This window comes from Nocardia sp. NPDC050412 (assembly GCF_044458825.1).
Taxonomy (GTDB): Bacteria; Actinomycetota; Actinomycetes; order Mycobacteriales; family Mycobacteriaceae; genus Nocardia.
The window spans coordinates 161,588-179,652 of the sequence record NZ_JBITIJ010000009.1 but is presented as its reverse complement, the minus strand read 5'-3'; the positions used below and the strand labels follow the sequence as shown (position 1 = coordinate 179,652).

At 66.0% G+C, this 18,065-nt stretch carries 16 protein-coding genes; 10 read left to right on the top strand and 6 right to left on the bottom strand.

The annotated features are described in order from the left end of the window. Positions 1-137: 137 nt before the first annotated feature. From ACIBI6_RS25360 to ACIBI6_RS25335, 6 genes are read right to left on the bottom strand one after another with little or no spacing between them, the layout of a single operon-like run. Entirely contained in the window at positions 138-1,694 is a 1,557-nt protein-coding gene (locus ACIBI6_RS25360; protein WP_396958103.1) for an MFS transporter, read from the bottom strand. A gap of 8 nt (positions 1,695-1,702) precedes the next feature. After that, the gene (locus ACIBI6_RS25355; RefSeq protein ID WP_364342848.1) at positions 1,703-2,539 is read right to left on the bottom strand and encodes a mycofactocin-coupled SDR family oxidoreductase; all 837 of its coding nucleotides are present in this window, start codon (positions 2,537-2,539) and stop codon (positions 1,703-1,705) included. 3 nt (positions 2,540-2,542) lie between these two features. Further along, positions 2,543-3,208 carry an SRPBCC family protein gene (locus ACIBI6_RS25350; protein ID WP_396958102.1) on the bottom strand — a complete coding sequence of 222 codons (666 nt, stop codon included), beginning with the start codon at positions 3,206-3,208 and terminating at the stop codon, positions 2,543-2,545. After that, on the bottom strand, positions 3,205-3,690 hold the full coding sequence (locus tag ACIBI6_RS25345; RefSeq protein WP_364342853.1) for a (2Fe-2S)-binding protein: 486 nt from the start codon (positions 3,688-3,690) through the stop codon (positions 3,205-3,207). The genes ACIBI6_RS25350 and ACIBI6_RS25345 overlap by 4 nt, the downstream gene beginning before the upstream one ends. Beyond that, entirely contained in the window at positions 3,683-4,558 is an 876-nt protein-coding gene (locus ACIBI6_RS25340; protein ID WP_396958101.1) for an FAD binding domain-containing protein, read from the bottom strand. Before ACIBI6_RS25340 ends, ACIBI6_RS25345 begins: the two co-directional genes overlap by 8 nt. Further along, entirely contained in the window at positions 4,555-6,924 is a 2,370-nt protein-coding gene (locus tag ACIBI6_RS25335; protein ID WP_327100686.1) for a xanthine dehydrogenase family protein molybdopterin-binding subunit, read from the bottom strand. Before ACIBI6_RS25335 ends, ACIBI6_RS25340 begins: the two co-directional genes overlap by 4 nt. Before the next feature lie 313 nt (positions 6,925-7,237). Here ACIBI6_RS25335 and ACIBI6_RS25330 point away from each other — a divergent pair, with 313 nt between their 5' ends. From ACIBI6_RS25330 to ACIBI6_RS25285, 10 genes are all read left to right on the top strand, one after another. Further along, positions 7,238-8,347, top strand: coding sequence for an XdhC family protein (locus ACIBI6_RS25330; protein ID WP_396958214.1), 1,110 nt, complete (start codon positions 7,238-7,240; stop codon positions 8,345-8,347). A gap of 35 nt (positions 8,348-8,382) precedes the next feature. After that, on the top strand, positions 8,383-9,099 hold the full coding sequence (locus tag ACIBI6_RS25325) for a TetR family transcriptional regulator (RefSeq protein WP_396958100.1): 717 nt from the start codon (positions 8,383-8,385) through the stop codon (positions 9,097-9,099). Positions 9,100-9,474: 375 nt separating this feature from the next. Continuing rightward, positions 9,475-9,807 (top strand): 2Fe-2S iron-sulfur cluster-binding protein, encoded by a 333-nt coding sequence (locus tag ACIBI6_RS25320; RefSeq protein ID WP_396958213.1) that lies wholly within the window; start codon positions 9,475-9,477, stop codon positions 9,805-9,807. 22 nt (positions 9,808-9,829) lie between these two features. Beyond that, positions 9,830-11,125, top strand: coding sequence for a cytochrome P450 (locus ACIBI6_RS25315; protein ID WP_396958099.1), 1,296 nt, complete (start codon positions 9,830-9,832; stop codon positions 11,123-11,125). A gap of 10 nt (positions 11,126-11,135) precedes the next feature. Then, a complete protein-coding gene (locus tag ACIBI6_RS25310) occupies positions 11,136-12,446 on the top strand; it encodes an MlaD family protein (protein ID WP_396958098.1) in 1,311 nt (436 codons plus the stop codon). Further along, the gene (locus ACIBI6_RS25305) at positions 12,443-13,480 is read left to right on the top strand and encodes an MCE family protein (RefSeq protein ID WP_396958097.1); all 1,038 of its coding nucleotides are present in this window, start codon (positions 12,443-12,445) and stop codon (positions 13,478-13,480) included. Before ACIBI6_RS25310 ends, ACIBI6_RS25305 begins: the two co-directional genes overlap by 4 nt. A gap of 5 nt (positions 13,481-13,485) precedes the next feature. Next, complete coding sequence (locus ACIBI6_RS25300) at positions 13,486-14,538, top strand: MCE family protein (protein ID WP_396958096.1); 1,053 nt, start codon at positions 13,486-13,488, stop codon at positions 14,536-14,538. After that, the gene (locus ACIBI6_RS25295; protein WP_396958095.1) at positions 14,535-15,644 is read left to right on the top strand and encodes an MlaD family protein; all 1,110 of its coding nucleotides are present in this window, start codon (positions 14,535-14,537) and stop codon (positions 15,642-15,644) included. The genes ACIBI6_RS25300 and ACIBI6_RS25295 overlap by 4 nt, the downstream gene beginning before the upstream one ends. Next, positions 15,641-16,753, top strand: coding sequence for an MCE family protein (locus tag ACIBI6_RS25290; protein ID WP_396958094.1), 1,113 nt, complete (start codon positions 15,641-15,643; stop codon positions 16,751-16,753). Before ACIBI6_RS25295 ends, ACIBI6_RS25290 begins: the two co-directional genes overlap by 4 nt. After that, positions 16,750-18,045 carry an MlaD family protein gene (locus ACIBI6_RS25285; protein ID WP_396958093.1) on the top strand — a complete coding sequence of 432 codons (1,296 nt, stop codon included), beginning with the start codon at positions 16,750-16,752 and terminating at the stop codon, positions 18,043-18,045. Before ACIBI6_RS25290 ends, ACIBI6_RS25285 begins: the two co-directional genes overlap by 4 nt. Positions 18,046-18,065 lie beyond the last annotated feature (20 nt).

Below are 18,065 nucleotides of genomic sequence, written 5' to 3'. Positions count from 1 at the left end.
CTCATTCGCTCGATCGGGAGTGGGGCACGAGGCCGAAGTTCGGGGTCGGCGGCCGCTTTGCTGATGAGCGTCGATGGCCGTACCGCGCTCCTGCAGCAGCTCGACTCAATCGGTCTGCCGCTGCAGCACAGTCGGGGCTAGTCGGGTTCGGCCGCCTGAGTGGAACTCGTGGTGGCGGTGGGTGTGGTTCGGCCACGGCGCCGCCCCGGAGCCAATAGGCCGATGGCAACTGCGGCGACCAAGGTCAGTGCGCCGAGGATCGCCGCTGCTTGGCGGACGCCGTGGACGAATGCGGCCTTGGCCGCGTCGGCGAGGGGTTGCGCTTGCGGGCCCAGATGCTCGGCCACGGCCAGTGCGCCGACGAGTGAGCCGGCGACCGGACTGCGCATCTGTTGCGGGAGCATCGGCAGGATCGTCGCGATCTGGTGGCCGTAACCCGCGGCGAGAATGCTTCCGGCCAAGGCTATTCCGATCGCGGCGCCGACCTCGCGCGATACGTCGTTCACGGCTGCCGCGACGCCGTGCTGGTCGGCAGGTACACCCGCCATGATCGCGGTCGTGGCAGGTGCCGCCGACAGGCTGATGCCGAGACTGACGATCAGCAGCGGCCAGACGACATCGAAATAGGTGCCATCGACCGTCAAGCGGGCGACCGCCAGGAGCCCGACACCCAGCAGTGCGAGACCGCAGAAGGTTTGCAGCCGCAAGCCGAATCGCTCGGCGAGCCACGGCGAGATCGGCGAGATGGTCACGAACGGAATCATCATCGGCGCCATGGCCAGTGCCGAGATGAGCGGACGGTAGCCGAGAATCAATTGCAGGAACTGCACGACGAGCATGAACATGCCGAACGAAACCAGGAATTGAATTGCGACGGAGGCGGTCCCGGTGCCGAATCGACGGTCGGCGAACAGCCGGACGTCGAGCAGCGGCGCCGGCACCCGCAATTCGATCAGCGCGAATGCTCCGATCGATAGGATGCCGCCGACGGCGGCACCGATCACCAGCGGATGCGACCAGCCGAGCTGAGGCGTCTCGGTCGCCGCCGCCACGATCAGGCCGACGCCGATTGCCGAGGTCAGCGTGCCCCACGGGTCGATGCCGGGCCGTGCCGATGCGATCGATTCGGGGATGACGCACCCGGTGACGGCAAGCAGCGCGCTGGATGCGCTCATCGCCGCCATGATCGAAAGCCAGGTCCAGAACTGAAACAGCACACCGGACACGAGGATTCCGCCCACCGCGCCTATACCCACGGAACCGGCCCACATCCCGACGGCGACGCCGCGCCTGCTCTCCGGCAATCCGGCGGTGAGCAGCGACAGCGTCGACGGCATCACCAGCGCGGCGCCGACCCCGGCCGCCGAACGAGCCGCGATCAGCCATATCGGACCGTCCAACAGCAGCGGCACAGCGGAGAAGAGCGCGAACACCCCCAGACCGGTGAGCAGCATCCTGCGGCGTCCGTACCGGTCGCCTAATGCGCCGCCGGGCAACACCAGACAGGCCAGCGCGAGGGTGTAGCCATCGACGATCCAGGTGAGCTGCTGCTGGGTGGCGCCGGTAGCCGCGGCAATCTCGGGCAACGCGGTGTAGAGCGCGGCCATCGAGGCGACGATAAGCGCCACCGCCGCACAGGACAGCATCAGCGCCCACCGCTGGATGACGGACAACCGCGTCGCGGTGGAGTCCATGGCCTGCCCTACTTCAGCATCATGCCGCCGTCGACCGGTAATGCCACCCCTGTGATGTAACGGGCGTCGTCGGAAGCAAGGAACAGCACCGCGTTGCTGATATCTTCCGGCTCCACCCAGGCGATCGGCAGCACGTGGAACATCTGCGCGACGGGGATGAAGTCGTCGACGGTCGGATTCTCCAGATCCGGTCGGAACATGCGGAAGGTGGGCTCGTTCAGCAGCATCGGCGTCGCCACGTTCGTAGGGCAGATCGCGTTCACGCGAATGCTCTTGTCCCCCAACTCCATTGCCAGCGAGCGCATGATGCCGATGACACCGTGCTTGGCAGCGGCATAGTGGCCGATATTCGGGACGGCGCGCAGGCCGCCGATCGAGCTGGTGAGCACGATCGACCCGCCGCGACCGCCCGCGACGATATGCGGCACCGAGACCCGGGTCGTCATCCAGACGCCGGTCATATTGACATCGATCATGTCGCGCCAGGTCTGTTCGCTCATCTTGTCCATCGCATCGCCATCGCTGGCCAACCCGGCATTGGCCACCACGATGTCGAGGCGACCGAGTTGTGCGACACCGTCGTCGACCACGGCCTGCATGGTCTCCAGATCGCGCACGTCGGCCTCGACGGCGATGATGCGCCGGCCGGTCGCCTCGACAAGCGCGACCGTTTCGGCCAGGTCGTCCGGTGTCGACATCGGAATAGTGACACCGTCGAGCTGCTTACAGACGTCGACGGCGATGATGTCGGCGCCCTCCTGCGCCAGTTTCACGGCGTGGCTACGCCCCTGGCCGCGCGCTGCACCCGTAATGAAGGCGACCTTGCCCTCTACTCGTCCGGTCATCATTCACTCCCTGGATTCGTGGCCGCCGTCGGCCCGGTGCCGACGGCGAAGCAAAAGCAGAACGGTCAGCAGCACGGCGGCGGCGATCGCGCCGTAGCGCGCCGCACCGGTCATTCCGCTGACGGCGAGCAGATCGATCGGTGCGGCGGACTCGCGTGGCTCGGTGACCACGTCGGATTCGGCGCTGTGCGCATCGACCGAAGCGGATTCGGGTTCGGTGTGCGCCCCTGCGGTGATCTCGGCCGCGAGATTGGTGGCGAATGTTCCGATGAGCGTCCCGGCGACCTCGGCGAGCGCGCCGCGGCCGAATTGGGCCGGCTTGCCCGTAACGGCCAGGTCGGTTTCGACGAAAACCTCTGTCACGCCAGCGGATTCGACGAGTCGGCAGGTGATCATCGCCTTCGCGGTGCCGTTGCCGCGTGCCTCTCGCCCGCCGCCCTCGAGCACCGCGATCCCGGCCGCCTCGTCCTGAGAGGCGATCTTGATGGTGCCGGTATAGGACAGGGTGACCGGACCGAGTTTGACCTTGATCTTGCCGCGGTAGTCGTCGCCGTCGCGCCCGGTGATAGTGGCTCCGGGAACGCAGGGGGCGATCCGCTCGAGGTCGAGCAGCACCCGCCAGGCTTGTGCGGCGGGGGCGGGAATACTGAAGGTGTTCTCGAACTTCATGCGGACTCCTTCGCGATCGATTCCGCGGCCGCACGAACGGCTTTCACAATCCCCTGATATCCCGTGCACCGACAGACATTGCCGGACAATGCTTCTCGGATCTCGTCATCGGATGGATCTGGGCTTTCCTGCAAAAATGCGGTCACGCTGGTGATGAAACCCGGTGTGCAGAAACCACATTGGAGTCCGTGACAGTCACGGAAGGCGGCCTGCACCGGGGACAGGCGGCCGTCCGGCGATGCGATCCCCTCCACGGTCGTCACCTCCGCACCGTCGGCCTGCACGGCCAGGACCAGGCAGCCACGCACCGCCTGCCCGTCCAGCAATACCGTGCACGCACCGCACACCCCGTGCTCACAGCCCAGGTGGGTCCCGGTCAGCCCGCATATTTCGCGCAGGTAGTCGGCCAGCGTCAGCCGAGGTGGCACCCGATGGCGCCGGGCCCGCCCGTTGACCCGCACCTCGATTTCGATGTCAGTCATCACTCGCCTCCTCAACGGCGCGGCGCCAAGCGCGCGCCACCATCACCGCCCCGACCCGTTTGCGGTAGTCGGCCGTGCCGTGCAGATCGGACGCCACCGCGTCCAACGGTTCCGTTGCCGCGTGACCGACCTCGTCGGGAGCGACTTCGGCAATGTCGCGGCCGATCAGTTCCGCCTCGAGGGCGGTGGCCCTGCTCGGGGTGGGTCCGAGTCCGAAAAGACCGATACCGCACCGGCCTATGTGGGAGTCGGCGTCGAGGCCGACGGCCACGACAGCACCCGCCAACGCGAAATCGCCACTGCGGCGGGCGAATTCCTCGATCGCGAAACCACACCGGCCGCGTCGCGCCGGAAAGACGATCCCGGTCACCAGTTCGTCGGCGGCCAGTTCGGTGCTCCACATGCCGGTGAAGAAATCCGACGCGGACAGGGTACGGCGCCCGCGCGGCGACTCAGCCTCGATTCGCGCGTCGAGAACCATGGCCACCGCCGGATATTCGGCCGCGGCATCGGCGTGCGCGATCGAGCCGCCTATCGTGCCGCGGTTTCGGATCTGGGCATGACCGATCAGCGGGGTGGCCCGTGCCAGCAGTGGCACCGCTCGGTTGACTTCGGCGGACCGGCCGACCGTGGTGTGGGTGGTCCCCGCGCCGATCCACACCGAGTCCGCGCGCGACTCGATACCGCACAGTTGATCGATGCGGCGCACGTCGACCAGATGCTCGGGGACCGCCAACCTCAGCGCCAGCATCGGCACCAGACTCTGCCCACCGGCGATGAGCTTCGCATCGTCACCGAGTTCGGCGAGCAGCTCGACGGCCGCCATGGTGGAGATCGGCGCATGATATTCGAACGGCGCGGGTTTCATGCCGACACCGTCCCGGTTAGCTCGGCGCGCGCCCGGTCCACCAGTGCCACGATCGCCGCGGGCGAGAGCGGCAGCTGGCCGACTTCCACACCGAACGGCGCCAGGGCATCGACCACGGCATTGATCACCGCGGGCGCGGCCCCGATGGCGCCGCCCTCGCCGACACCCTTGAAACCGCCGGGACCGGGGCTCGGTGTCTCGACATGCCCGACCTCGATGACCGGCACCTCGGTCGCGGTGGGCAGCAGGTAGTCCATGAAGGTTGTGCTGATCGGATTCCCGCTGTCGTCATAGGCGAGGTGCTCGTACAGCGCGCCGCCGATGCCCTGTACGGTGCCGCCGAAGATCTGGCCCTCCACCACATCCGGGTTGATCATCGGCCCGCAGTCCTCGCTGACGATGTAGCGCAGCAATGTCACCGCACCCGTTTCTATGTCGACCTCACAGGTGCACACGTGGGTCGCGTTGGCCCAGATCATCATGTGCGGCGTCCGATATCGGCCGCTGGCCTCCAAGCCCGCGGGCACGCCCGGAGGCAGGTCGTATCCGTTGAAATAGGCGATATCGGCTATCTCGGCCAGCGTCATCGCCACATCGGGCACGCCGCGGACCCACGCACGACCGAGGGTCAACTCCACGTCCTCCACGGGTGCGCCCAGTTTATGCGCGGCAATCGCCACTATCCGCTCGCGCAGCACGGCGGCCGTCTCCGCGATCGCACCGGCCAGCATGGAACCCGACCGGCTGCCGCCGGTGCCGCCACCGAACGGAGTCAGTGCGGTATCACCCTGAATGGTGTGGACATCGGCGATGTCCACACCGAGCGCGTCGGCGGTCAGTTGAACGACCGTGGTCTCCAGACTGTTTCCCGAGGATCCGCCCGAGACATACACATTGACCTTCCCGGAGGGTTCGACCCGGATGGTCGCGCCTTCGGTGCTGTGTAGCGGAGTACCGCCGGTGGTCGGTTCGAGGTAGGTACAGGTGCCGACCCCGAGGTAGCGTCCGTCGGCCCGCGCGCGCCGCTGCTGATCGCGGAAGGCATCGTAGTCGAGCATGGCCAGTGCCTGCTCGAAGGTCTCGGACGGCGACACATCGGAGTACGGCATGCCATTGGCGTTGAACGTCGGAAACTCGTCCCGCCGCAACATATTTCGTCGTCGCACCGCCACCGGGTCCATGCCCATCCGGCGGGCCGCGGTATCCAGCAGCACCTCACGGGCCACCGACTCGAACTGCCAGGGACCGCGATAGGCGACACGTCCCACGGTGTTCGAATACATCAGCCGCACATCGAATGTCGCGGCAGGCACGCGGTACGGTCCCGGGAACAGCATCCCGACCGGGATGGCGGCCGTCAGCGGTGACGGCGTCGGATAGGCGCCGACATTCTGCACGTAGTCGATGGCGGCGGCGAGGATGGTGCCGTCCGCGTCGAAGGCCATGCGGACGTCACCGTGCTCGTGCCGGGCCATACCGCCCGCCATCAGGTTTTCCTGCCGGTCCTCGATCCATTTCAGCGCCACCGGAAGCTTGCGGGCGGCCAGCACGATACAGACGTCCTCACGCAATGGCGCGGCCTTCAGTCCGAAGCCGCCGCCGGTATCGCGCATGATGACCCGCACGCAATGTTCGGCGATGCCGAGCAGTCGCGCGCAGAAGCCGCGGATCTCATGCGGTACCTGAGTGGATGCCCAGACCGTCAACTCCCCGCTCGGCGCCCACCATTCCGCGACCAGGCCCCGCGTCTCCATCGGCACCGGCGCGTACGCCTGCTGAAAGATCTGCTGCCGCACCACATGTGCCGCCGATTCGAAGATCGGGTCGAGCTCCGCCGCGGGGCGCCCGCTCAGCGCGCCCGCCAGGTTACCGGGAGACTGCGCATGCACGAGTTCGGTGGTTTCGTGTGCTGTTCGGTAGTCGACGACCGGCTCGAGCGGTTCGTAGTCGACGACCACCAACTCGACCGCATCCTCGGCCACATATCGATCGACCGCGATCACAAGGGCGACCGGATCACCGACGAAACGCACCTCGTCCTCGGCCAGCGCCGGCCGCGGCACCGGCGGCAGTCCGGGGGCGTCAAGCGAGTACGAAAACTGGTGCACGCCAGGATTCAGGTCAGCGGCGGTGAACACGGCATACACTCCGTCGAGCGCCAAGGCCTCCGCGACATCGATGCCGAGGATCCGGCCACGCGGGATGGGACTTCGGACGAAGCAGGCGTGCAACATGCCCGGCCGGTGCACATCGTCGACGAATACGCCGGCGCCGGTCACCAATCGGAGGTCTTCGACTCTGGGCACCCGGGCGCCGACGAATCCGGCCGACGCTTCGGTCACCTGACCGATAGCGATATCTGTCATCAGGCGGCCACTGTTCGGGACGTTTCCGCCACAACCAGGTAAAAGGGCGTTCGGAAACGTTCCGCCGGAAGAAATGTGCACCACGGCGATGAAAATCGAGAAGCGGGTAAAAAGGGCATCACAATCCGTTCGAGATCAACACGGTCCGGCACCCTCGGAGCCGCCAATTGCTGCTGAGGAATTGTCTAGCACCGTGCCGATAACGGTGTCAAGAGTGTAATATGTCTAGACTGAGAATTATGGTCTCATCTCGGGCACTTATGATTCTTGCATCTGCTCCTACCGTCGCGCAATGTCGTCGAGAGGGTCGATCATGTGGGAACTGACCGCGTCATTACTTCGCTGGCATGCGACCGGCAGGCCTTACGCGGTCGCGACCGTCGTCGGAGTGACCGGAAGCGCGCCACGGCCGATCGGCGCCGCACTGGCCGTCGATGCCGCGGGCACTGTCATCGGCAGCATCTCGGGCGGCTGTGTCGAGGCCGCCGCATACGAGCTGTGCCGCCAAGTCCTGCGCTCGGGCACGCCGATGCGAGCGAGCTTCGGCTACGCCGACGCCTTCGCGGTCGGCCTGACCTGCGGCGGCACCATCGATGTGTTCGTCCATCGGGTGCGCGCGGTCGATTATCCGATCGTCGAGGCCGCGCTGCGGCAACCAGGTCCGGTGGCACTGGTCCGCGATCTGGACAGCGGGGCCATGACCACGGTGGATCCGAGCCACACCGTCGGAACGCCACTGGACGCCGCGGTCGTTGCCGAGGTGCGCGCCATGTTGGATATCGGCGCCACCGGCGTACGCCGGATCGGCTGCGGCGGTGCGGAATCGACGATCCTCGTCGAATCTTTCGCGCCGCCACCACGGATGATCGTCTGCGGGGCAACCGATTTCGCCGCGTCGGTGTGCCGGGTGGGCAGCCTGCTCGGCTATCGGGTCACGCTGTGCGACGCGCGCGCGGTATTCGCGACCCGGGATCGTTTCCCGGATGCCGACGAGGTCGTCGTCGGCTGGCCGCACCGGTATCTCGCGGATACCCCGGTCGACGCCAGAACCGTGGTGTGCGTACTCACCCACGACCCGAAATTCGATATCCCACTGCTGGAGATCGCGCTGCGACTGCCGATCGCCTACGTGGGCGCCATGGGTTCGCGCCGAGCCGACGCCGACCGGCGAACGGCGTTGCGCGCGGCCGGCCTCACCGATGCCGAGCTGGCGCGCCTGCATTCCCCGATCGGCCTCGATCTGGGTGGGCGGACCGCCGCCGAGGCCGCCGTCGCCATCGGCGCCGAAATCATCGCGGTCCGCCGCGGCGGATCGACCCGGCCGCTGCACGCCACCGACCGGCCGATCCATCCCGCCGAGCCCGGCCGCGGCGCGCCGAATACCTCGGAATTCGATCTCGAAAGCGTTCCCTCGAGTCAGTAACACAGTTACTATGGTAACCGTGTTACAGTTCTCGCGTGAGTCGGACAGCAGCACGGATTCCGTCGCAGAAGATCATCAAGACCGTGCTCGCACTGTTGCAGTCGGACGGCTACGACGCCGTTCAGCTACGCGAGGTAGCACGTCGCGCACACGTATCGCTCGCGACGGTGTACAAGCTGTTCCCCGCCCGGGACGCGCTGATCATCGCCGCGGTCCACGAGTGGATGGCCACCAATACCTATCCCGACATCGCCCCGCCCACACCCGAGGAATCGATCGCCGACGGCGTGATACGGATTCTGCGACATGTGTTCCAACCATGGGAGCGCAACCCCACGATGCTCGAAGCGTTCTACCGGGCCAACTCGGCCCCGGGCGGTGCGCGCCTGAGCATCGATGGGTTCGCCACTGTCCTACCGGTAGCCGCGCAGATCTTCGAAGGTGCCGATCCCGATTACATCGAGGACATGACACTGATACTGCCCAACATGGTCTACGCCCTGATCGGGCGCGTCGCGGACAAGACCCTCGATGTCGACGAGATCCTGCCGATACTCGAGCGCACCGTGCGGCGGCTCACCGCGGACAACATCGCCCAGGACCGGGCTGTACGCGAGCGGCGCAACGCCACCGACCAGCCGGAACCGTTGGTTCTGGGTCCGGAGGTCGCCGCGCCGTTCATATACGACCGGAACGCCGACACATCGGCGACGGCGCAGGATGGCGCCGTGCATCGACCGAACGCGGGCTAGCAGGTCCCGAATCCAGCCTTGCCGTCCGCCGGGGCACCGCGACACCGCGCCCCGGCGGCAACGGGAGGTGGTATTTCTGATCGGAAATCCGATCGCTGAACAAAAATAGAAATTACGGCGAACAGGTAACCGAAATTCGGCGGTTATCGAATTCGACGCACCCTCCGGTTTATATGCGGTGAAGGTGCTGATTCAGTACGCCGAAAACAGGAACAGGCAGCCGCGAAAAATATTTGCTCGCACCTATTGACCGGATCTGTGACCGCGCGCACAATCATCGACGTAGCGAGTCGGACCGAAAATCGGATTCGATGTCGAGCAGCATTCTCCGCATTGCGCTGCCACCATAATCCCACGAAAGTGATTTCGCGATCGATGTTGATCCCGCACATTCCCGCGCCCGCCGAATCCGGGCCAGTTCCCGATGCGGTGGCAAACGCAATAGTGACAATTCACTTGGACGGCGCCATAACGTCACAGCCCGGCCGAGCCGACGAGACGGTACTGGAGACCGCGCGCCGAGCCGGGCTGACACCACCGTTTTCCTGCGAGGCAGGCAACTGCGGAACTTGTATGGCCACCCTCGTCGACGGGCGGGTCGCGATGAAGGTGAACGACGCGCTGACCGACGACGACCTCGCGGCCGGCTACATCCTCACCTGCCAGGCCCTGCCCCAGACCACCTCGATCACCGTGCAGTACCCGTGACCTACCGACTCAGGAGCCGACGTTGACCGATTTCGACACCATCGACTACTTCACCGATCCGGCACTCGTGCCCGATCCCTATCCGTACTTCGATCACCTACGCGCCAAGTGTCCCGTCACGCGGGAGCCGCACTACAACGTCCTCGCGGTGACCGGATACGAGGAGGTCTCCCAGGTAATGCGGGACGCCGACACATTCTCCTCGTGCATCGCGGTGGGCGGCCCGTTCCCGCCGCTGCCGTTCGAGCCCGAGGGCGAGGACATCAGCGCGCAGATCGAGCAGCACCGCACCCAACTGCCCATGTACGAGCACATGGTCACGATGGACCCGCCGCAGCACACCTACGCCCGGTCGGTGCTGAACCGGCTGTTGACACCCGCGCGGCTGAAGGAGAACGAGGAGTTCATGTGGCGGCTGGCCGACCGCCAGCTCGACGAATTCCTGGCCAACGGCCGCTCCGAATTCGTCGCCGAGTACGCGAAACCGTTCTCGCTGTTGGTGATCGCCGATCTGCTCGGTGTTCCGGAGCAGGACCACCAGGAGTTCCGGACCGTGCTCGGCGCCGATCGGCCCGGCACCCAGGTCGGTTCGCTGGACAAGGTGACGGTCAGCGTCAATCCGTTGGAGTGGCTCGACGAGAAGTTCAGCGCCTACATCGGCGATCGGCGGCGCGAGCCGCGCGATGATGTGCTGACCGCGCTGGCGCTGGCGAAATATCCGGATGGGTCGACCCCCGAGGTCCTCGATGTGGTCCGTTCCGCGACCTTCGTCTTCGGTGCGGGTCAGGAGACCACCGCCAAGCTGCTCGCCGCCGCCGTGCGCGTGCTCGGTGACGATCCGGAACTGCAGCGGACGCTGCGTGCCGATCGCAGCCGCATCCCGGTCTTCATCGAGGAGACGCTGCGCATGCACGCCCCGGTCAAGAGCGGCTTCCGGCTCGCCCGCCGGTCCACCGAAGTCGGTAGGGTCGACGTACCGGCCGGATCGACGCTCATGGTCTGCCCCGGCGCGGCCAACCGCGACCCGAGCCGGTTCGAAAACCCGCACGAGTTCCGCCTGGATCGCGCGAACTTCCGCGAGCACATGGCCTTCGGACGCGGTGTGCACTCCTGCCCCGGCGGTCCGCTGGCGCGGGTGGAGGGTCGGGTATCGCTCGAACGCATTCTGGATCGGATGCTGGACATCACGATCGATGCGGATCAGCACGGTCCCGCAGACGACCGCCGCTACCGCTACGAGCCCACCTACATCCTGCGTGGACTAACCGACCTGCACATCCGATTTTCGCCGCAAGACGAATCCGTGCCGCGAGATTGAGTGGACTTCCGTGTCGATCCTGTTCGAGCCCGACGGCCGAGGACCCTCCTCGGTTCGTCTGCTGGTGACCGGCGTCTGTTGCGCCGTCGCCATCGCGACGGCTGCCACCGTGATGGTCGCGAATTCCCGAGGGGCACTGCGTAAGACCGTGACAGTGACTGCAGTGATGGCGAATGTGGGTGACGGGCTGCCCGCCAAGTCGGATGTGAAATTCCAAGGCGTTCGCGTCGGGTTGGTCACGGCGGTTACGCCTGCTGCCCAATCCGGGTTGAACGATGTCCGTATCGAACTGGACCCTCATTTCGCGTCGGCGATTCCAGGCACGGTGACCGCACGGGTGGTGCCGAGCAACGTATTCGCGGTGCCTTCGGTGCAACTCGTCTACAACAGTGCGGCACCGGCGCTGGCTTCGGGAGCCCGCATCGGCCAGGATCGCAGCCTGGCGACCGTGCGCCTGCAGACCTCGCTCGACCAGCTGCGGCAAATCATCGCCGCGGTCGGTCGGGAGGAAACCGATAACGCGGTGGGCATGTTGGCGACCCTGGCCGAAGCAACCGACGGGCGCGGCGCGGGCATCGAGGACGCGGCCTCGCAGCTGCGCGATATCGTCGTCGAACTGGGCAAGGTCGTCTCCGTGGACGCGGCGCCGTCCACGCTCGATTCGCTCTCGGCCGCGATGCGTGAATTGCAGTCGGCGGCACCGGATCTGCTCGACACCCTGCACCAGGCGATTGTGCCGCTGCAGACGGTGGCACAGCAGCGCGCGAAACTCACCGCGCTGCTGTCCGGCGGCCTGCACACGCTCGGCACCGTCGGCACCGCACTCGACAACAACACCGACAAGATCATCGAAATCACCACGCATATGTCACCGGCCCTCGGCGCACTCGGTGACGGCGCGAGCAATTTTCCGCAGATCAGTATTTCGCTGACGCGAATGATCACGCGTTTCAACGAGTTGTGGAATCCGCAGACCCAGCGGCTTACCCCGCGCGTCATTGTGCAGCTGACACCGAACCGGCAGTACACCGCGGCGGACTGCCCCCGATACGGCGAGCTGGCCGGTCCCAACTGCGCGAACGGTCCGACAACACCCGCCCCGGCCGAGGGCTTGCCACCCGGCTTCGATCCGCGCCGCTTCCAACCACCGGCCTCGCTACTCGATAGCAATATCGGACCGGCCGGCAGCACCGCCGAGCAGGAGCAGATCGCGGGCATCCTCGGCGGAGAGCCCAACGCCGCCGCGAACATCCTGTTCGGTCCGCTGGCCCGCGGCGCCACCGTCTCGATCACGCCGGACCCGAGCGGAGGCACCCGATGAACTACCGCGGATCATTGCTCGTGCTGATCGCCTTCCTGATCAGTTCGGCGGTGCTGAGCTGGTCGGTCGCCGTCACCCTGCAGCGCGGCATCGGCGGCGAGACCAACAAGTACTCCGCGCTGTTCACCAACGTCTCCGGCCTGCGTGTCGGCGATGACGTCCGGATGGCCGGGGTACGGGTCGGCCGGGTCGAATCGGTCGAGTTGGCGGGCACGCTCGCGCGGGTCGGTTTCCGGATCCACAGCGATCAGGTGCTCACCGGGAACACCACCGTATCGGTGACGTATCAGAACCTGATCGGTCAGCGCTATCTCGGTGTAGCCATGGGCAACCACGGCGACCCGACCGTACTGAAACCCGGTGCCGAAATTCCGGTCGACCACACCGAGCCGTCCTTCGATATCTCCAAGCTGCTCAACGGTTTCGAGCCACTGTTCGGCACCCTGGACCGGACCGCGGTCGACAACATCACCGCTGCCCTGATCAACGCGTTGCAGGGCGACAGCGGCTCGATCACCACGCTGATCGCGGAGACGACCCGGCTGGCGGAATCGTTCGCCGGGCCGGACGAGGTGCTCGGACAGGTCATCTCGAACCTGGCCACCATCGTGGGCAATCTGGCTCAGCAGAGCGGAAATCTGACCACGGTGATCGACCAGACACGAGCCGTCTTCGAGGGACTGCAACAACATCAGCGAGCACTGTTCGATTCCGTGGACCAGATCGCAACGGTGGTCGGGCGAGCGTCGCAGATCGTGGCCGCCGATAAGCCGACCCTCGTCGAATTCCTGAATCGGGAACCCGGATTCTCCCAGCATTTCCTGGACAACAAGGCCAAGTTCGAGTATCTCGGCTACAACCTGCCACTGGTCCTGAAAGGGATGGCTCGAATCGCGCAGGCAGGCGGCTACATCGACGCCTACGTCTGCGAAGTGACCATGTCGCTACTGCCCGGCATGGAACCGCTGATTCCGGACATAGTCGACGCGATATCCCCCAGCGGGGTTGCCCAACACACCACCAAGTGCAGGTGAGGCGCGTGCGTATACCGTGGAATCGCAACGTTCGCATGCGGATCGGGCGGCGGCAACTCGAAGACCTCAGTAGGCCCTGGCTCGGCTTCGCGGCGATAGCCCTGCTGGTCGTCGCGGTCGTCGCCGCACTGGTCGTCAATTCGCTCGATATCGGTGAGCGGCGTGTGGAGGCGGAATTCGCGCAGGCCGCGCAGCTCGCTGCCGGCGATCAGGTGAGCGTGGCCGGTGTGCCGGTCGGCCATGTGGACGGCCTGCGGTTGGACGGCGACCATGTGACGGTCACGCTGAGCATCGCCGACGATGTGGTGCTCGGCGCCGCCACAACCGCGTCGATCAAACTCACCACCTTGCTGGGCAATCGATATGTGGAACTGGAACCGGCCGGTTCCGGTGCGCTGCCGAATGGCCGGATCCCGTTGGCGCAGACCAATGTTCCCTACGATCTGCAGTCTGCCCTCGCCGACGCCACGACCACCTTCACTCAGGTCGATGCCGATAAGGTCGGCCAAGCGCTCACCGAACTGTCCACCGAGCTACAGGGGCTGCCGCAGCTGATTCCGTCGGTGATGGCGAACGTAACGACCCTGTCGGGTGTGGTCGCCGAACGACGCGGGCAGATCGGCACACTGCTGACCAGCACGAGCCAACTCACCACCGTCATCGAGAATCAACGGGCGGGCCTGGGCGTGCTGTTGGACCAGGGCCGCGACCTGCTGCGCGAGGTCGCGGCCAAGCGGCAGGCCGTTACCGCCCTCATCGCGGCCACCAGCAATGTGGTGCAGACTCTGCAGCCGATCGTCGTCGACGACCAGCCCGAAATTCAATCCCTGCTCGACAATCTCGGTCAGCTGGTGCAGATGCTCAGTCGGCACGATGACCTGCTGCGCAACATATTGCAGATCCTTCCGGTCCCGTGGCGCAGCTGGGCGGACGCGACCGGCTCTGGGCCCGAAATGGACGCCAACGCGTCCTCGGGAGCGTTCGTCGACTCCTTCATGTGTGCGCTGGTCGGCCGCGCGAAGATCCAGCTGCCACCGTATTCGGAGGACTGTCGATGAGATCGTTACCCCGTTCCGTCAAGCTGGTTCTCGTAGTCGCGGCCACCGCGCTGATCGCCGGGACAGCCGGCGCTCCGTTCTCCCGGATGAACGAAACCATCACCGTAACAGCGTATTTCGACAGCGCCGCCGGTGTCTTCGTCGGAAGTCCGGTGGATGTGCTCGGTATGCGGATCGGTAAGGTGAACCGCGTCGAGCAACGTGGCGCGTATGTCGAAGTGACGATGCGGGTGGACGCGTCGGTGCGGATTGCCGCCGATGTCACGGCAGTGACCGTCTCGGATTCGGTGCTGACCGACCGGCACATCGAACTCACCCCGGCCTACCGCGGCGGACCCACCCTGGCCGACGGCGCAGTACTGGGTACCGACCGGACCAAGACTCCGGTCGAGTTCGACAGTCTGCTCGCGATGGCGCAGAAACTGTCCACCTCACTGCAGGGCGACGGGCAGGGGCACGGCCCGATCGCCGACGCGGTCGGTGTCGGTGCGGCGGTGGCGGCCGATAACGGCGCCGAGATCAAAGCCGCCCTGGATCAGCTGTCCCGGGCGCTGCGCATGGGCGACGATCACGGCGCCGCCACCAATAACGCGATCACCACTCTGGTGGCCAATCTGGACTCTTTATCGGGCGCGGCCGCGCGCAACGACCAGACGATCCGCGAGTTCGGCACCGGGGTCCGCCAGCTCAGTGAGCTGCTCGCCCAGCAGAACCTCGGCACCGGCGACACCGGCGCGAAACTGAACGAAATCCTTATCCGGACAACCGATCTCATGCAGCGCAATCGCGGCGCCCTGTCGAATACGGCCAGCGGAGCAGGCGTCATCTTCCAGAGTCTGTCCGATTACAACCGCAACATCGCGGAATTCATGGATCTGTTCCCGCTGGTCGTCGACAACGCCTACAACGTGATCGACCCGGTCGTGGGCGCCGGCCGGGTGCACGTGAATGTGGACAAGGTCACCTTGGACGGGCAGATGGTCAAGCAGGTGTGCAACCTGCTCGACCTGAAACAGCTCGGCTGTAACACCGGGAAGATGTCGGATATGGGGCCGGACTTCGGCGTCGTGGCCATGCTGGCCGGAATCGCGGGTTTGCCGAAATGACTACCAGGAAAACAACTTTCACCACAATCGCGGTAGTGGTTCTGGGTGCGGTACCGGCGAGCGCGTGTTCGGTGGGGCTGGACCGGATGCCGCTGCCCGCGCCGTCGGTCGGCTCGCACAGCTTCGCGCTGACGGCCACCTTCGCCAACGCGCTCAATCTGCCGACCAAGGCCAAGGTGAAGGTCGACGGCGCCGATGTCGGGGAGGTCGAGTCCATGACGGCACGCGATTACGCAGCCGTTGTCACGCTGCGGATCCGATCCGAGGTCTTACTACCGACGGGCACGACCGCCGAATTGCGATCGGCCACACCACTCGGCGATGTGTTCGTCGCACTCGCTCCACCACCTAATCCGGCTCCCGACGCCGCGGTACTGCACGATGGGGACAGCATTGCGCAATCGTCGACCTCGGCGGCGGCGACCATCGAGGAAGTACTCGCGCGGGCGGCATTGCTGGTCAACGGCGGTGTGATCCGCGATCTGACGAAGGTGATCAACGGTCTGGGCGCCGAATTCGGTGGCCGCGGCGACCGCATGGGAGAGCTGATCGCCGAGACGACCACATTGGTCCGGACCCTCGCCGCACGATCGGACCAGATCCGGGCGGTGGTGCACGACACCGCCTCACTGACCGCCACCGTCGCCGCGCAACAGTCGGTGGTGAACGACGTCGTAGCCGCCGCGAGCCCGGCCCTGGACGTCGTGGCCGCCAGCACCCAGAACATCGTGGATCTCGCCGCCCAGTTGAAACGGATCGCCGACCAGCTTGCGAAGTTCCCGTCGATCAACGGCACCGGAAAGCGCAGCATGGTAACGGATCTAGACAATCTCGCCGCCGGACTCAACACCGCAGCGATGGACCCCCGCGCCAACCTCGCCCCGATGAATCACGCCCTGGCAATCGTCGGTGGCAAGGTAACCAACTCCACCGCCGCCACCGCCGACGCCGATGTCCGTCAGATAGTACTCGGAGCGGCACCCGACCCGAACTTCCCGGGGAATCCGGAAGCCCGGGTGCCGAGCCAGACCGACTGGGAGAACTTCGCCGGTTCGTTGGCGTACTCGTTGGGCCGGTTGTACGGCCGAGTGATCGGACCGGGACGATGAACCGCCCGGACCCGAATCGGGCCTTCGACGTCCGCCTGGAGTCGGCGGCGGGCGCGGTCCTCTCGGTTACCGACCGGTTGATCCGTCATCGACTCGTCGTCTCGTTGATTGCCCTGGTAGGCACGCTGATAGCGGGGGCGACGTATGTCGTGTTCGGATCGCTCGAGCTGAATCCGTTCGCCTCGACCTATCAGATCCGGGTCCATCTGGCGCAATCCGGTGGTCTGCTGCCAGACCGGGACGTCACCGTGCGCGGTGTCCGCGTCGGCCGGGTGACCTCGGTCGATCTCGACGGCAACGACGTGGTCGCGGTCGCATCGATCGAGGCAGGCACCAGGATCCCGGCCGACAGTGCGGTCCGGGTGGCCGGACTATCGATGGCTGGTGAGCAATACCTGGATTTCGTCCCCACCACCTCCACCGGCCCGTATCTGGCCGGCGGGGCGGTCATCGGCACCGACCGGACCGCGGTGCCGGTGCAGCTGGCCCAGTTGCTCGGCGACCTCAACGGCACCATCGCACAACTCGATCCCGGCAAGCTCCAGGCGATCGTGCACGAACTCGGCGCCAGTTCGGCGGCGCCGGAGAAACTGGCCGCGATCATCGATGGCGGCACCTTCATGATCACCACACTCGGCGCGGTACTCCCGCAGACTGTCAGCCTGCTCCACCACAGCGAGGTGGTACTGGCCACCGCACGAGACCTCGGACCGGGCCTGGCGGCTACCGTGGCCGATCTCGAACGCACTGCCGCCGGTGTGAATTCGATGACGGGCGGGTTCGGAACCCTGCTCGACACCGCGCCGGCGATGCTACAGACCATGGACCAGATCATCGCCGACAACTCCCCGACCATGGTCCAACTGCTCGGCAATCTCGCGACCGTGGCCCAGATGTCATACGTGCACGTACCGGCCATCAACAACCTGTTCTTCCCCACGCAGCGGGCCGGCTCTGCGGCAGACGCATTGAGCACCGCATTCCACGACGGCGGGATCTGGGCGATCGCCAACATCTATCCACGAAAGCAGTGCGATTACAACCTGCCGCGCCTGCCCATCACCGTCGCGAACCATCCCGAACCCTACTTGTACGCATACTGCACCGACCCCGATCCCAGGCTCGTGCCACGCGGAGCCCGCAACGCGCCACGGCCGCCCGGCGACGACACCGCACACCCGCCGCCCGGCGTCGATCCGCTGGCGACCGCCGATCCGACACCGCAAGGGCCGCTATCGGTCCCGACACCTCCGGGCGGTGCACCCGTTCCGGCATATGTACCGCCGAAGTAGCAAACCAACAACGAACGCCA

What these genes read in the sequence shown, in the direction of transcription:
- ACIBI6_RS25360 (WP_396958103.1), bottom strand. Translation starts at nt 1,694, where the DNA reads ATGGACTCCACCGCGACGCGGTTGTCCGTCATCCAGCGGTGGGCGCTG.
- ACIBI6_RS25355 (WP_364342848.1), bottom strand. Translation starts at nt 2,539, where the DNA reads ATGACCGGACGAGTAGAGGGCAAGGTCGCCTTCATTACGGGTGCAGCG.
- ACIBI6_RS25350 (WP_396958102.1), bottom strand. Translation starts at nt 3,208, where the DNA reads ATGAAGTTCGAGAACACCTTCAGTATTCCCGCCCCCGCCGCACAAGCC.
- ACIBI6_RS25345 (WP_364342853.1), bottom strand. Translation starts at nt 3,690, where the DNA reads ATGACTGACATCGAAATCGAGGTGCGGGTCAACGGGCGGGCCCGGCGC.
- ACIBI6_RS25340 (WP_396958101.1), bottom strand. Translation starts at nt 4,558, where the DNA reads ATGAAACCCGCGCCGTTCGAATATCATGCGCCGATCTCCACCATGGCG.
- ACIBI6_RS25335 (WP_327100686.1), bottom strand. Translation starts at nt 6,924, where the DNA reads ATGACAGATATCGCTATCGGTCAGGTGACCGAAGCGTCGGCCGGATTC.
- ACIBI6_RS25330 (WP_396958214.1), top strand. Translation starts at nt 7,238, where the DNA reads ATGTGGGAACTGACCGCGTCATTACTTCGCTGGCATGCGACCGGCAGG.
- ACIBI6_RS25320 (WP_396958213.1), top strand. Translation starts at nt 9,475, where the DNA reads ATGTTGATCCCGCACATTCCCGCGCCCGCCGAATCCGGGCCAGTTCCC.
- ACIBI6_RS25305 (WP_396958097.1), top strand. Translation starts at nt 12,443, where the DNA reads ATGAACTACCGCGGATCATTGCTCGTGCTGATCGCCTTCCTGATCAGT.
- ACIBI6_RS25295 (WP_396958095.1), top strand. Translation starts at nt 14,535, where the DNA reads ATGAGATCGTTACCCCGTTCCGTCAAGCTGGTTCTCGTAGTCGCGGCC.
- ACIBI6_RS25290 (WP_396958094.1), top strand. Translation starts at nt 15,641, where the DNA reads ATGACTACCAGGAAAACAACTTTCACCACAATCGCGGTAGTGGTTCTG.
- ACIBI6_RS25285 (WP_396958093.1), top strand. Translation starts at nt 16,750, where the DNA reads ATGAACCGCCCGGACCCGAATCGGGCCTTCGACGTCCGCCTGGAGTCG.